This is a genomic window from Spongiactinospora sp. TRM90649 (genome assembly GCF_029382225.1).
GTDB lineage: Bacteria > Actinomycetota > Actinomycetes > Streptosporangiales > Streptosporangiaceae > Spongiactinospora.
In genome coordinates this window covers 91468-105652 of the sequence record NZ_JARLTC010000014.1, presented here as the reverse complement: position 1 = coordinate 105652, position 14185 = coordinate 91468, and the positions used below count along the sequence as shown (strand labels likewise).

At 71.7% G+C, this 14185-nt stretch carries 11 protein-coding genes; 5 read left to right on the top strand and 6 right to left on the bottom strand.

Annotated elements, in window-relative coordinates; translation table 11 throughout:
• Nucleotides 1-359 precede the first annotated feature (359 nt).
• From P3X83_RS19220 to P3X83_RS19210, 3 genes are all read right to left on the bottom strand, one after another.
• Nucleotides 360-1463 carry a winged helix DNA-binding domain-containing protein gene (locus tag P3X83_RS19220; protein ID WP_277306502.1) on the bottom strand — a complete coding sequence of 368 codons (1104 nt, stop codon included), beginning with the start codon at nt 1461-1463 and terminating at the stop codon, nt 360-362.
• A gap of 62 nt (nt 1464-1525) precedes the next feature.
• Nucleotides 1526-3187, bottom strand: a complete 1662-nt coding sequence (locus tag P3X83_RS19215; RefSeq protein ID WP_277306501.1) for a fumarate hydratase — start codon at nt 3185-3187, stop codon at nt 1526-1528.
• Nucleotides 3114-4145 carry a DMT family transporter gene (locus P3X83_RS19210; protein ID WP_277306500.1) on the bottom strand — a complete coding sequence of 344 codons (1032 nt, stop codon included), beginning with the start codon at nt 4143-4145 and terminating at the stop codon, nt 3114-3116. Before P3X83_RS19210 ends, P3X83_RS19215 begins: the two co-directional genes overlap by 74 nt.
• Nucleotides 4146-4213: 68 nt before the next feature.
• On the opposite strand from P3X83_RS19210, the gene P3X83_RS19205 reads away from it, so the two are divergent.
• The 3 genes from P3X83_RS19205 (at nt 4214) to P3X83_RS19195 (ending at nt 7334) form a co-directional block, all read left to right on the top strand.
• Entirely contained in the window at nt 4214-5593 is a 1380-nt protein-coding gene (locus P3X83_RS19205) for a PLP-dependent aminotransferase family protein (protein ID WP_277306499.1), read from the top strand.
• A gap of 93 nt (nt 5594-5686) precedes the next feature.
• Entirely contained in the window at nt 5687-6547 is an 861-nt protein-coding gene (locus P3X83_RS19200) for a TIM barrel protein (protein ID WP_277306498.1), read from the top strand.
• Nucleotides 6548-6926: 379 nt separating this feature from the next.
• Nucleotides 6927-7334, top strand: a complete 408-nt coding sequence (locus P3X83_RS19195; protein WP_277306497.1) for a hypothetical protein — start codon at nt 6927-6929, stop codon at nt 7332-7334.
• Nucleotides 7335-7692: 358 nt separating this feature from the next.
• Here P3X83_RS19195 and P3X83_RS19190 read toward each other — a convergent pair whose 3' ends face one another.
• A complete protein-coding gene (locus P3X83_RS19190) occupies nt 7693-10731 on the bottom strand; it encodes a S8 family serine peptidase (protein ID WP_277306496.1) in 3039 nt (1012 codons plus the stop codon).
• A 331-nt stretch (nt 10732-11062) separates the two neighbouring features.
• Between P3X83_RS19190 and P3X83_RS19185 the strand changes: the two genes are divergently transcribed.
• Nucleotides 11063-12025, top strand: a complete 963-nt coding sequence (locus tag P3X83_RS19185) for an LLM class flavin-dependent oxidoreductase (protein WP_277306495.1) — start codon at nt 11063-11065, stop codon at nt 12023-12025.
• Nucleotides 12026-12133: 108 nt separating this feature from the next.
• Here P3X83_RS19185 and P3X83_RS19180 read toward each other — a convergent pair whose 3' ends face one another.
• Both P3X83_RS19180 and P3X83_RS19175 read right to left on the bottom strand, forming a co-directional pair.
• Nucleotides 12134-12349: a hypothetical protein gene (locus P3X83_RS19180; RefSeq protein WP_277306494.1), complete on the bottom strand. Its 216-nt coding sequence runs from the start codon at nt 12347-12349 to the stop codon at nt 12134-12136.
• Between the two features lie 104 nt (nt 12350-12453).
• Nucleotides 12454-12711, bottom strand: a complete 258-nt coding sequence (locus tag P3X83_RS19175; RefSeq protein ID WP_277306493.1) for a hypothetical protein — start codon at nt 12709-12711, stop codon at nt 12454-12456.
• A 205-nt stretch (nt 12712-12916) separates the two neighbouring features.
• Between P3X83_RS19175 and P3X83_RS19170 the strand changes: the two genes are divergently transcribed.
• Nucleotides 12917-14173 (top strand): glycosyltransferase, encoded by a 1257-nt coding sequence (locus P3X83_RS19170; protein ID WP_277306492.1) that lies wholly within the window; start codon nt 12917-12919, stop codon nt 14171-14173.
• Nucleotides 14174-14185 lie beyond the last annotated feature (12 nt).

The window sequence follows — 14185 nt, the reverse complement described above, 5'->3', positions numbered from 1 at the left end:
AGCCAGCCGGGGGTGTGCGTCCCGCGCGCCCCATGCTCTCAGAGATCACAGTCAGCCGGTAGGGCGAGCCACTATTGCGAAGAACTTGCAACTGCGTGGAGTTGCGGGGGCCCGACGAGAAGCCGGTGTTCGAGGGCGTCGACATGTGCAACGAGTACACCGGCGCCGTGATCGACAAGGGCGTGGTCAAGCTGCCCCGGGCGGGGAAGTACGACCTGACGGTGGCCGACGAGGTGGACATGTGCGACTCGTTCAGCGGCGCCGTCCAGGACCGGCCCGACGTGCGGCTCCCGCGACGGGACGGTACGACCTCGTGGTCTCCGGCGCGGAGGACGTCACCGGCTCCTACCGGTTCTCCGTCAGCCGCCGATCCTGATCTCGCGCGCGTCGCCGGGCGGCGCCAGGAAGCCGAGCAGGTCGCCGCCCTCCTTGGTCAGCTCGTCGACGTCGGCCGGGCGCAGCGGAGCCCACGGGCGGATCGTCAGGACGGAGGTCTGCCGTTCCCTGGTCACCCGCCAGTCCCCGGCCGTGAAGCCGTCGATCAGGAACAGGTTCGGTATCCACCCGTGCGGGTCGTACCGCTGCGCCGCGAAGGCGTCGGTGACCACCCGCGTGCGGTCGGCGTGGGAGAGCAGCAGGTTGTCGAAGTCGTAGAGGAAGCGCGCGGGGGCCGGGGTGTCCGCGTCGGGGCGCGGGGCACCGGGCAGGTCGAACAGCCGCACGCCGTGCTCGTCGCGGAAGGTCACCAGGTCGCCCAGGCCCGCGACGATCTCGGACAGCCGCGTCAGCCCCGACCACTGCTGCACGTCCTTGACCGACGCCGGGCCGAAGGCCGCCAGGTAGCGCCGCACCATCGTCTCCGGCGTCATCGGGGGCACGTCGTCACGCCCGAGCCAGGTCTCCGCCGTGGTGTGCGCGACGGGCCCGCTGCGGCCCCACAGCCCGCGCGGCGGCACCTGGACGAGCGTCAGCCACGCCCGCGCGCCCTGGCCGAGCGCGTGGGCGTCGTGCTCTGGCCACTCCTCGGCGAGGAGCTTGCCCAGCTCGGCGAACGTCAGCGGGCGCTCGGCCAGGTGGGCGCGGGCGGTTGCGGCCAGCCGTACCGGATCGACCCCGGCCAGCCGCTTGCGGAACGCGCCCATCGTGCCGCGCTCGATGACCGGCTGCACCAGCGGGCGCAGCGCCATGCAGTCGTCGGCGGAGACCAGGTGGATGGTGCCGCGCATCAGCGCGACCCGCACCGCCCGGCGCTCGGTCAGCAGCTCGGCCGCGTCCTGCGGCCGGAAGCCCGTCAGCCGCGACCACAGCCCGGTGTACCAGGTGTGCGGGGTCTGCGCCTGGAGCCCGCCCAGGTGCTCGACGGCGTCGAGCACCGAGAACTCGGCGGGCTCCGCCCGGCGCAGCAGCAACTGCCTGGCCAGGGTCGCCCGGTTGATCGCCCGCCTGCTCAGCACGTCGTCCATGCGTCACACGCTAGAGGGCGATTAGGACGACTCCCGACCGCATTGCCGCTAATGCCCCCTTTTCATCGGGAGGATCGCCGACCGATGGACAGCGCCGGCCCCGTGGTGTCGGTGAAGAAGTCGTTGCCCTTGTCGTCCACCACGATGAACGCCGGGAAGTCCTCCACCTCGATCTTCCAGACCGCCTCCATGCCCAGCTCCTGGTACTCCAGGACTTCCACCTTCTTGATGCAGTCCTGCGCCAGCCGGGCCGCCGGGCCGCCGATCGAGCCCAGGTAGAACCCGCCGTTGCGCCGGCACGCCTCGGTGACCTGCCCCGAGCGGTTGCCCTTGGCCAGCATCACCAGCGAGCCGCCCGCAGCCTGGAACCGCTCGACGTAGGAGTCCATCCGCCCGGCCGTGGTCGGGCCGAAGGAACCGGAGGCGTATCCGGCCGGGGTCTTGGCCGGTCCGGCGTAGTAGACCGCGTGGTCCTTCAGATACGACGGCATCTCCTCGCCCGCGTCGAGCCGCTCGGCGATCTTGGCGTGCGCGATGTCGCGGGCCACCACCAGCGGCCCGTTGAGCGACAGCCGGGTCTTCACCGGATACTTCGACAACTCCGCCAGGACCTCGCCCATCGGGCGGTTCAGATCGACCCGCACGACGTCGCCGCCGAGCTGCTCGCCGGTGGTGTCGGGCAGGAACCGCGCGGGGTCGGTCTCCAGCCGCTCCAGGAACACGCCCTCCGGCGTGATCTTGGCGAGCGCCTGCCGGTCGGCGCTGCACGACACCGCGATCGCCACCGGGCAGGACGCGCCGTGCCTGGGCAGCCGGATCACCCGCACGTCGTGGCAGAAGTACTTGCCGCCGAACTGGGCCCCGATGCCGAGCCCCTGGGTCAGCTCGAAGACCTTCTTCTCCAGTTCCAGGTCACGGAAGCCGTGCCCGGTGAGCGAGCCCTCGGTGGGCAGTGCGTCCAGGTAGCGGGCCGAGGCGTACTTGGCGGTCTTCAGCGCGAACTCCGCGCTGGTGCCGCCCACCACGACCGCCAGGTGGTACGGCGGGCACGCCGCCGTACCGAGCGAGCGGATCTTCTCCTCTAGGAACTCCAGCATGCGCCGCTCGTTGAGCACCGCCTTCGTCTCCTGGTACAGGAACGACTTGTTGGCGCTGCCGCCGCCCTTGGCCATGAACAGCAGCTTGTACTCGTCGGCGTGGCCGTGCGGGTCCTCGGCGTAGATCTCGACCTGGGCGGGCAGGTTGCTGCCGGTGTTCTTCTCCTCCCACATGGAGATCGGCGCCATCTGCGAGTAGCGCAGGTTGAGCCGGGTGTAGGCGTCGTAGACGCCGCGCGAGACGTGCTCGGCGTCGCGGCCGTCGGTCAGCACGTGGCGTCCGCGCTTGCCCATCACGATCGCGGTGCCGGTGTCCTGGCACATCGGGAGCACGCCGCCCGCCGAGATCGAGGCGTTCTTCAGCAGGTCGAGGGCGACGTAGCGGTCGTTGCCGCTGGACTCTGGATCATCGACGATCTTCCTGAGCTGGGCCAGGTGCGACGCGCGCAGGTAGTGGGAGATGTCGTGGACCGCCGCCTCGGTCAGCGCGCGCAGCGCCTCCGGCTCCACCTCCAGGAACGTACGCCCGGCCGCCTCGACCTTCCGCACCCCCTCAGTGGTGATCAGCCGGTACTCCGTCTCGTCGGGGCCCAGCGGCAGCAGGTCGGTGTAGTCGAACTCGGGCATCGTCGCGTCGTCCTCCTCGGTCGTCCCCGGGCGTCCCGGCGCCCGCCGGTCGCTCCGCCCTGTTGAGATTACGGCGGACGGCGAGCGCGCGAATCACCCGCCCGCCGTACAGGCCGACGGCGATGCCCGCGATCACCAGCCCGGCGCCGGCCAGGTCGCCCGGAGTCGGGACGGCAACCCCGAGCAACAGGCCGGTGACGATCGCGCCGACCGGGATCATCCCGGCGAACAGCCCCGCCACCGCCGGGCCGAGCCGGGGCAGCGCGGTGTACCAGAGGAAGAACGCGCCGGTGGTCACGGCGATCGCCAGGTAGGCCAGGCCCCCGGCCTCCGGCAAGGTCGGTACGCGCAGCATGCCCGCGCCGTCGGTGACCAGCCCGAGCACGAGGAACAGCGGCACGGACAGCGCCGTCGAGTACGCCGACACCAGCACCGCGCCCAGCCTGGGCAGCAGCGGCAGCGCCAGCAGCGAGAACGCCACCTCGCAGGCCAGCGCCACCAGCGCCCACAGCAGCGCGGGCAGGTTGCCGCTGCCCAGGCCCGTCGCGATCGTCGCCCCCGTGACGACCACGCACGCGCCGGCCAGGACATGCGGGGCCGGGCGCCGCCCGCCCAGCAGGGCGAGGGCCAGCGGGACCGTTCCCAGGACGGTGCCGACGAGAGCCGGTCCGGCGTGCCTGGCGGACTCGATGACGGCGACGTTGAACACGATCAGCCCGGTCAGCGTGAGGGCGAGCAGTCGCAGCCACTCGCGGAGCGTCGGCCGCAGCAGGCGCCGCCCGAGCAGCCGCGCCAGGACCAGCAGGGCCGCCGCCCCCGCGGCGTAACGCATCGCCTGGCCACCGTGTACCGGGTAGTTCTGGATGAGGTCGGACACCCCGGCCAGGGTGCCGACCAGGAACATGGCCGTCGCGGCCATGGTGATGTTCTGTGCTGAATTACCACCCCTGGAGCTCATAGCAGGAGATGCTAGGAATTGATTGGACCGATTGCCGGGTCCAATCTGTGGCCGGAAATGAGGACCATTTGGCGGATCTGCACCTTTCTGTGGACCGGACGTCGGGCGGGGTGACCTCGCAGATCGCGGGGGAGCTGCGCACCGCCGTACGGGAAGGACGGCTGTCGCCCGGCGCGCGGCTGCCCGCCAGCCGCGACCTCGCCCGCGACCTCGGAGTGTCCAGGGGAGTCGTGGTCGAGGCGTATGAACGCCTGGTCGCCGAGGGGTTCCTGATCTCCCGGGTGGGATCGGGCACCCGCGTCGCCCCGGCCGCCGGGACGCGCCCGCGCGCCCAGGAGGCCATCTCCGACCAGCCGTACTACGGCGAGCGCGCCACCACGCCCGACCTCACGTCGTTCCCGCGCGAACGATGGATGGCCGCGCTGCGTCACGCCCTCGCCACGATGCCCAACGAGGCGTTCGACTACCCCGACCCCGGCGGGGTGCCGGAACTACGCCGGGAACTGGCCGCGTACCTCCGGCGGGTGCGCGCAGCCGACGCCGAGCCCGAGGACGTGATCGTGGCCGGTGGCGTGGCCCAGGGCCTCAGCATGGTCGTCCGGCTGCTCGCCAATGACGCGGGCGGGCACGTACGGCTCGCCGTCGAGGACCCCACCACGAATCGCCAGGTCCCGCTGCTCACCACGGCGGGCGCGCGCCTCGTCCACGTGCCCGTGGACGAGGAGGGCATCGACGTCGCCGCCCTGGCCCGCAGCGGGGCGCGCTACGTGCTGCTGACCCCCGCCCACCAGTACCCCACCGGCGTCGTGCTGTCCCCCGGCCGCCGCGCGGAACTGATGGCCTGGGCCGCCGCGCGAGGCGCGATCGTGCTGGAGGACGACTACGACGCCGAGTTCCGCTTCGACCGCGACCCCGTCGGCTGCCTCCAGGGGCTCGACCCGCGCCACGTCGCGCTGTGCGGGTCGGTGAGCAAGCCGCTGGCCCCCGGCCTGCGGCTCGGCTGGATCGTGGCCCCGCCGCAGCTCAGCGCCCGGCTCAGGCAGGCCCGCGCCGACCTGGACCTCGGATCTCCCGTGATCGAGCAGTACGCGCTCGCGCACGTGATCCGCAGCGGCCAGTACGACCGGCACCTGCGCCGGATGCGCAGGGAGTACCGCAGGCGCAGGGACGCCTTCGTTACCGCCCTCGCGACGCACCTGCCCGAACTGAAGGTGCGCGGGGTGGCGGCCGGCCTTCACGTGTACGTGGAGCTTCCGCCAGGACTGCGCGAGGAGACCGTCGCCGAGGTGGCCCGGATCGCCGGTATCACCGCCGAGGCGGTGGGCCCGATGCGCGGGGCCGGGCCGGGCGACGAGGCCGCCGTGGTGGTCGGGTTCGCCAAGCTGCCGGCGCACCGGGCCGAGCCGGCCGTCCGGTGCCTGGCCGAGGGCCTGCACACCGGTCCCTGATGGATCGTATGTGTTTCACCAGGCCGTTTGCGGGGAGAGAAGAGGGTTCGTGCACTGTCGATGACGCGCCGGCCGCGTCGCGGAGGTGGTTGGATGAAGATCGCGGGTGCTCCCATGTCGTGGGGTGTCTGCGAGGTTCCAGGCTGGGGATATCAGCTCGACCGGACCAGAGTGCTCGCCGAGATGCGCGACCTCGGGCTGACCGCCACCGAGCTGGGCCCACCCGGATTCCTGCCGCCGTCACCGGCCCGCCGTACCGCCCTGCTCGGCGAGTACGGCCTGCGTGGTGTGGCCGGTCTCGTCCCCTTGGTGCTGCACGACCCCGACCTCGACCCGATGCCCGAAATTCGCGCCAGCCTGCGCGGCTTCCAGGACGGGGACGTCGAGGTCGCCGTGTTCGCCGCCGTCACCGGCGGAGAGGGCTACGACATACGCCCCGAACTGGACGGCACCGGCTGGAAGACGCTCACCGCCAACCTCGACCAGATCGTCGCCACGGCGAAGGAGTTCGACCGTGAAGTTGCGCTGTACCCCCACTTCGGCACGATGATCCAGACGCGTGACGAGGTGAAGCGCGTGCTCGACGAGTCGCGCGTGCAGCTGTGCCTGGACACCGGCCACCTGCTGGTCGGCGGCACCGACCCGGTCTCCGTCGTCGGCGCGGCCCCCGAACGCGTCGGCCACGTCCACCTCAAGGACGTGGACGGCGACCTGGCCGACGAGGTCGCCGCCGGAAACCTGACATACACCGAGGCCGTACGCGCGGGCCTCTTCCGCCCCCTGGGCGAAGGCGAAGTCGACGTCGGCGCCATCGTCACCGGCCTGACCCTCGGCGGCTACGACGGCTGGTACGTCCTCGAACAGGACACCATCCTCACCGAACCCCCACCCCCGGGCGAGGGCCCCAAACAAGCCGTCCACACCAGCCTGGAACACCTTGCATCCCTGACCTGACCCCTCCGGCCCCCCTCCAGCGGGTCGCGGGAAAGCCCGGGGCCGCCCGCCCAAATGCCCTCGCTCCGCTCGGACGCTTTCCTGAGCGGGGCTCCGCCCGACCTCCCGGTACCGGTAGTCCCGAAACCGACGCTTGTCACCACTTTCATGGGGCGCATTGCGCGGCATCCGCGCTCTGAGGGGGCAGGGGTGAGGACTGGTGTTGGAGCAGTTCCTGGCAAATCAGGCGATATACGATTTGCCGGTGGATGTGGAGCGTTGGACTGCCTATCTCTATGAGCGTCACTCTCCAGGTGAGCTGCGGGGATGGGCCCGGCGGCTGGCTTACTTTCGGTTCTGTCGGGCGTACGGCGGGCATGCGAATGACGGTGATCGGCTGATGCTCAGTCTGCGGGTCGGGAGTGAGGCCGATCTGGTGCGGACGTTGGCCGTGTTGGGGGTGCCCGTGCGGTGGCTGGGGCCTGAGGTGGTGCGGCCGACTCCTGGGGTCGCCTACTCGGCGGGGGAGTTCGCTCGGTTTCCGACGCCTGTGGCGCGGTTTCCGGGGGTCGCGCAGCCGGGGCATGCGGGGGTCGCCGGGGAGCGGGCGCATGTGTGGGTGGTCGGGGACCGGCTGGAGATCAGCGTCAGCGACGAGAGCGACCCCTACAGCGTCACCGAGGCCGCCGTCGCGGCGGCCAAGAGGATCGAGGTGGTGTTGCCGCCCATCGTCGCGCAGGTCGTGGATCCGCCGCAGGACGACAGGAACTGTGTCTGTCCTCGGTACTACCCGGAGGTGTGGTGGTGAGAAATGGGGGCGCGGACGGGCCGGATGGAGCAGGCACCCGGGCCGTCCGCGCCCCTGGCACGGGACGAGGGGACCCGTGCCGCGCGGTGGTGTGGTCACCGCGTTTCCAGAGAAGCCGCGTTTCCAGAGAAGCCGTGATGTAAGGGGCGTGCGGCGCGGCGGCGGCCTCACCTCGCCGCCGCGCCTGTTCGTGGGGCCACGCGGCGGGCGGGGCTCACCCCTGGACCCGCCCGCCGGTGACCGTCACCGGGTGCCGGGGCGCTGCCGGGAAGGCGCCGCGCGTCCCGGCGGTCCGGTGATCCGGGCGCGACGGTGGTGATCCCGTGCACACCGCCGCGTCCGGTGGCGACATGTGTCCCTATCCGGTGGCGTTTGAGGAGACCGTCAGTGTCACGGGGATCTCGATGACGGGCTGCCGGCCGCTGGCGGACTGGACGACGACCTTGCCGGTGCGGGTGTCACCGGGCGCGAGGCCGGCGGTGGACGCCGTGACGGTGACGGTGGCCGACTGGTTCTGGAGGAGGCCGCCCGATGCCGGGGCGGCGGTGAGCAGGGCGGGTTCGGTGGTCACCTCGTAGGGGCTGGGGGCGGTGCCGCCGTTGGTGAGGGTGAGGGTCGCCGTCGTAGTGGCGCCCGGTGGGGCGGCCAGGCTCAGCGACGTGGGCGTGGCGGTGACCTTGCCGGTGATGAGGGCCGCGCCGTCCGTGGTGACGGTGCCCGGCGCGACGTTGATTGTCCGGGTGTGGGTGCCGTAGAGCTGCTTGGACACCTTCACCTGGTGGCTCCCGGCCCGCACCAGGCCGCCGTAGGTGCCGTCCTCGCCAGTGGTGAACGTGGCCACGTGCGGGAACTCCACCTTCGCCCCGGCCAGGGGGCGGCCGTCGTTGGCGTCGGTGACCATGCCGCGCACCGCGCCGTGGGCGCCGGCGGTGAAGGTCAGGCTCATGCCGTCCTTGAGCGACGGGCTGATGTGGGAGTACTGGAGCGCGTCGGTGCCGTCGGCGTTCTCGATGCCGACGGTGGCCGACGGGCCGTGGTCGCCGGTGCCGTCGATCTCCTTGTAGCGGAAGCCGATCGTGCCGTCCTCGCCGAGCAGGGCGGAGACCGACAGGCGGTCGTCGTCGTCCGGCGGTTCCTTGTCGAGCCGGACGTTCCGCCATTCGATCACGAAGGATCGGTGCGGGGCGGTGCCGACCGTGCCGGTGTGCAGGGAGGAGTTCCCGTCCAGGTTGAGGCCGTCCCAGAAGGGATAGACGGCCGCGTTCGGAGCGCTCGGGCTCGGGAGGGGGCTGTCCTCGCCGTCCGGGTGATCCGTGAAGGACGCGACGCCGTTCCCGGTGATCCAGATCTGGGAGTAGGACTCGCCGTAGAACGGCACGGGGAAGGGCAGCGCCATCCGCCCGACGTTCGACTCGGTGGTGCCCGCCACGTACGGTTCGGCGCCGACCTCGCAGGTGTATCCGAAGGTGTCGTGCCTGCGCTCCAGCGCGATGTCCTTCGTCAGGTCGCCGGACACGGAGATCTGCGCCGTCGCACCGTCAATGCACGGTGAGGAAGCGGTGATCTCCAGCCGGTGGGAGCCGTGCGGGAGGTCGATCCGGTAGCGGCCGGAGGCGTCCGTGACGGCCTTGACCGGCGTGCCGGAGACCGTCACGGTGGCACCGGCGTCGGCGGCGCCCCCGACGGTGACCGTGCCGGAGACCGCGCTGTGCGGCAGCCTGGTCAGGGCCAGGTTCCCGGTCGTGGTCTGGCCGTCCGTGACGGTCACCGTCCCGGTGGCGCTCTGGTGGCCGAACCTGGACGCGGTGACCTGGTACTGGCCGGGGGGCACGCGCGACAGCGCGTAGGCGCCGCTCTGATCGGTGCCCGTGGTACGGCCGCGCTGCCCGGTGATCCGCACTTCGGCGCCGCTCAGCGGCTGCCCGTTCACGGTGACCGTGCCGCGCAGGTCGCCGAGCGCGTCGTCGGGCGCGGCCTGAACCGCCGCGTACACGTCCAGCGCGCCCTCGCCGAAGGTGTTGTTGTTACTCGGCGTCCCGCCGCAGGTCTCGTCGGACATGTCGACGGCGGTGCCGTCGAGCACCTGCCGGGTGGCGGCGATGTCGCCCCGCAGCGACGGCGCGGCCGACCACAGCAGCGCCACCGCGCCCGCGACATGTGGGGCCGCCATCGAGGTGCCGGTCATGACCTTGTACTCGCCGTAGGGCGTCGAGGAACGGATGTCGACGCCGGGGGCGGAGATATCGGGTTTGATCTCGCCGTTCTCACCGGGGCCCATGACCCCGCCCTGCTGGAGCATGCCTTCGATGTCGAAGGACTGGGCGGCGTAGGACTCGGTGTAGTGCGCCGGCTTGCCGACCGAATCGCACAGGCCATTGCCCCCGTTGCCCGCGGAGAACATCGGGAAGATGCCCGCGGCGATCCACCCCTGGATGATGGTCCGGTACCAGTTCGCATCCTCGTTCTTCCCCCAGGAGTTGTTCACGACGTCCGGGACGAGGTCGTAACGGATGTTCTGGCCGTTCAGGTCGGTCGGAGTGATCAGCCATTGACCGGCCGCGACCAGCGCGTCGGAGTCGCAGCAGCCGTTGACTGCGATCCACTTGGCGCCGGGTGCGACGCCGATTCCGTTCTCGCCGACGATGGTGCCGGTCACGTGCGTGCCGTGATCCTCGCTGCCGCACGGGACGGGGGTGGGGCAGCCTCTCGCGGTGTCGAACCAGTTGTAGTTGTGATCGACGCTGCCGTCGGGCTTCCGGCCGCGGTACTGCACGTCGATGGCGGGGTGCTCGAAGTCGACTCCGGTGTCGATGATGGCGACGGTGATGCCCTCGCCCCGGTTGTTCAGCTCGTTCCACACGCGGGGCGCGTTGATCCGGTCGACGCCCCACTCGACGGCGGCGGCGGCCTTGGCGCCGGTCTTCGCCTTGGCCTTGCCCGCCTTGGGCTCCGGCCGCTCGATCTTGCCGATCGGCTCGATGGCGGTCACCTCGGGCAGGGCGGCGATCTCCTTGGCCAGGCTCGCGTCGGCGGTGACCTTGACCGTGTTGACCAGCCAGAATGGGGTGAAAGCGGCCTTCCGGCCGGTCAGCAGCGCGCGGAGCCCGGCCTGTGACCTGGCGGCGTACGCGGACTTGGCCTCGTAGACCGCCTTGGCCTTGCTCTCCTTGGTCTTGGCGGTGCGGGCGGCGGCGAGGTTCGCCTCGCCTTTGAGGTGAACGAAGAAGGTGGCCTTGCCGTCCTTCAGGTCGGTGCGCACCGCGGCGGCGATCTTGTTCTCGCCGGGGTCGGCGTGCGCGGTGGTCGGCGGGCTGAACAGGGCCAGGACGGCGAGCAGCCCGATCAGCGCCCGGGCGAGGACCCGGGCACGGGTCCGAAGCCGTAAGCGAGGGGACACGTGCTCTCCTAAGCAGTTCGGCGACGCGGCGAGCGGGCCCGGGGGTGAAACCGCCCGCCGCGCCGGCTTGTGGGGACACTGCGGCGAGCAGTCTCCGCCGTCCCGCTGATCGCGGGACAGCCCATTCACCGCTCAATCCCTGTCCACTTGCCACGCGGGCACAGTGGCCCCGCCGGGCCGCTCTAGGAGGCGTCGCCCTTGCGCGCGTAGTCGCCCAGGCCGTCTTCGAGCAGGGCGAACGCCGTCGCGCCCGCCTGCCGTACCCGCTGGGCGAGCCCGGCGGGGGGAGCCTCGGCCAGGACGGTGTCACCCTAGAAATATGGAGGTTCCGATGAGCGACGTACTCGACCTGGTCCACCGCTGGGCCGCCGCCGCTCCAGGCCCCGCCCGGACGATGACGACCGAGAGGGAGGCGACGGCCATGCGCGTCAGCGTCAACGTGACCAACTACTCCTGGCCGGACGGCCCGCGCCGGATCGCCCCGGAGCTGGCACGGCTGGCCACCGAGGCCGACCAGGCCGGCATCGACACCCTGTGGGTCTCCGACCACCTGATCCAGGCCGACCCCACGGCCGCCCCCGGGCAGACCGAGATGCTGGAGGCGTACACCACGCTCGGGTTCCTGGCCGCCGGCACCGAGCGGGTGAACCTCGGCACCATGGTGACCGGCGTGACCTTTCGCCCGCCCACGCTGCTGGTCAAGGCGGTCACCACGCTCGACGTCCTCACCGGCGGGCGGGCCTGGCTGGGCGTGGGCACCGGCTACCACGCCGACGAGGCGGACGACATGGGCCTGCCCATGCCGCCGCTCCCCGAGCGGTACGAACTGCTGGAGGAGACGCTGCGCCTCGCCCGCCAGATGTGGGCGGGCGACGAGTCGCCCTTCGAGGGCGTCCACGCCCGGGCGCGACGTCCGGTCGGCAGCCCGCGCCCGCTGGCGGCCACGGGCAGGCCGAAGGTCCTGATCGGCAGCATGGGGGAGCGCCGCACCCTCCCGCTGGTGGCCAGGTACGGCGACGCGTGCAACCTGTTCGACGTCCCGGACGGCGGGCGGATGCTCAGGCACAAGCTCGACGTCCTGGCCCGGCACTGCGAGGAGGCGGGCCGTCCGTACGACGAGATCGAGAAGACGCTGTCCACCCGGCTGAACCCGGGGGAGAGCGGCGCGGAGTTCGCCCGGCGCGGCGCGGACGCGGCGGCGCTCGGCATCGACCACCTGGTGGTGATCACCCCCGGCCCCTGGACGCCGGAGCGCCTGTCGGCGCTGGCCGACGCCGTCACCAGGCTCCGGTGACCCGCCGCCTCCCCGAGCGGAAGCCTGGCCGCCCCGCACACAAGACGCCGGGACGGCCGGGCCGCCGAACCGTGGATGGCCGGGCGGCGGCCGGGCCGCTGAAACGTGTTACCGGTCGCAGACGCCGGAAATATCGCACACCTTCCGCGCCATCGCCGTGGCGTCCTTCGACTGACGACGGAAATCGCCGTTCTTGAACGTCACCGCCCGCCGGTTGTCGTAGGTGGTGTGCACCTTGTAGACCACGAACGCGGATCCGCGTCGTGTGACGACGGCCCGTTCACCGGCCCCGGCGTCGCCCTTCTCGGTGTCCTGGCCGATCACGCGCAATGCCTCGTCACCGATTCCGGCGACCGCCCGGCCCGGGAAAACGTACTTCTTCCGCTCCGGTTGTCTCGCGCATTTCCGGAGCGCGGAGCGGAGCCCATTCATCGCGTCGTGCGCGAGCTGTTACCGACCCGCCATATCGTGTCACCGACCTCGACGCGCTTTCTCGCGTCCTTGTGCTCGTACTTCAGGAACTTGTGCGGAATCTCCGCCTGCGGCGTGGCCGCGTGGGCGGCCTGGCCGGAGAACATGAACGCCAGTACGCCGCCCGCGACGAGGAGCGATCGTACAACCCCGAAAACAGTAGTCACCTGGGCTTGGATGTCGCCACGAGACGGAAGGTTCGGAATCGAGTTCACCTTGCACGGATGCCACTCGAATGCGCGCCGTTCGCGCTGTTTCCGCCGTTTTCAATCTATAGCCGGAGGGTGGGCTTGTGGCAAGACCCCGGTATAGGCGCACAATCGGTGTTCGTGAGTCGCACCGCCCTGCCGAACGGGCGTGTGCGGGGGGCTTTCTCACGCTGGGGCTCAACACCACACCAAGCCGGACTCGGGGGTCATCATGCGCGTGTTGCTGTCCACGATCGGATCACGGGGTGAGGTTCAGCCGCTGGTGGCGCTGGCCTTGGAACTGCGCGACCTGGGGCAGGAGGTCCGCCTTTGCGTACCTCCGGACTTCCGGCACTGGATCGACGGCCTCGGCTTCCCCGTCGTGCCCATCGGCCCCGAACTGCGCTCGACCGCCACGCCCGGCCGGGCCCGCCCCACACCTGACCAACTGCGGCAACTCGCCCACGGCACGGTTGCCGCCCAGTTCGCCACGATTCCGGTGGCCGCCGCCGGGTGCGACGTCATCGTGGGCGCCGGTTCCCTCCAGATCGCCGCGCGGTCGATCGCCGAGCGGATGGGCGTGCCGTACGTGCACGCCCACTTCTGCCCGATCACGCTGCCCTCGCCGCACCACCCGCCGCCGGTCCTGGGTCTGAGCGGGCCGAGCGGGCACGCACCGGCTCGCGAGGTGAGCAACCCGGCCCTCTGGGCCGAGGACGCCGAACGCTGGAACGCGACCTGGCGCGACGCGCTCAACGCCCACCGCACCTCGGCGGGCCAGGCCCCGGTCACCGACGTGCGCCGCCACCTGCTCACCGACCGGCCGCTGCTGGCCGCCGACGCGACGCTCGGCCCGTGGCCGTCGCCCGCCGACCTCGACGTCGTGCAGACCGGGGCCTGGATCGTCCGGGAACGGCGTCCGCTGCCGATCGAGCTTGAGGCGTTCCTGGCGGACGGGGAGCCGCCGGTCTACTTCGGGTTCGGCAGCGCCCGCGCCCCGGAGGGCCTGGCCGAGGCGATGATCCGCGCCGCCCGCGCGCTCGGACGACGGGCGATCGTGTCCCGTGGCTGGACCGGGCTCTCACCCGTGGACGGCGAGCCCGACTGCCTGCCGATCGGCGAGGTCGACCAGCAGGCGCTCTTCCCGAGGGTCGCCGCCGCCGTCCATCACGGCGGGGCGGGCACCACGACCGCCGCCGCCCTGGCGGGCGCGCCGCAGGTCGTCGTGCCGCAGATGTTCGACCAGCCGTACTGGGCGGGACGGGTGGCGGCGCTCGGAATCGGCGTCGCGCACCCGCAGGCCGTCCCGACGGCCGGCTCCCTGACGGCGGCGCTGGAGGAGGCGCTCAGACCGGGTGTGGCCGCCCGCGCCCGTGCGGTCGCCGCCATGGTGACCACCGACGGCGCCAGTGTCGTGGCCCGCTACGTGCTGTCCATGGCGTCCACCCAGCGGCTCCAGGCCCAGGACACCGCCAAGCAGCCCGGCTGAGCCCCAGCGGCC

What these genes read in the sequence shown, in the direction of transcription:
- P3X83_RS19200 (WP_277306498.1), top strand. Translation starts at nt 5,687, where the DNA reads ATGAAGATCGCGGGTGCTCCCATGTCGTGGGGTGTCTGCGAGGTTCCA.
- P3X83_RS19220 (WP_277306502.1), bottom strand. Translation starts at nt 1,463, where the DNA reads ATGGACGACGTGCTGAGCAGGCGGGCGATCAACCGGGCGACCCTGGCC.
- P3X83_RS19210 (WP_277306500.1), bottom strand. Translation starts at nt 4,145, where the DNA reads ATGAGCTCCAGGGGTGGTAATTCAGCACAGAACATCACCATGGCCGCG.
- P3X83_RS19195 (WP_277306497.1), top strand. Translation starts at nt 6,927, where the DNA reads ATGCTCAGTCTGCGGGTCGGGAGTGAGGCCGATCTGGTGCGGACGTTG.
- P3X83_RS19170 (WP_277306492.1), top strand. Translation starts at nt 12,917, where the DNA reads ATGCGCGTGTTGCTGTCCACGATCGGATCACGGGGTGAGGTTCAGCCG.
- P3X83_RS19215 (WP_277306501.1), bottom strand. Translation starts at nt 3,187, where the DNA reads ATGCCCGAGTTCGACTACACCGACCTGCTGCCGCTGGGCCCCGACGAG.
- P3X83_RS19185 (WP_277306495.1), top strand. Translation starts at nt 11,063, where the DNA reads ATGAGCGACGTACTCGACCTGGTCCACCGCTGGGCCGCCGCCGCTCCA.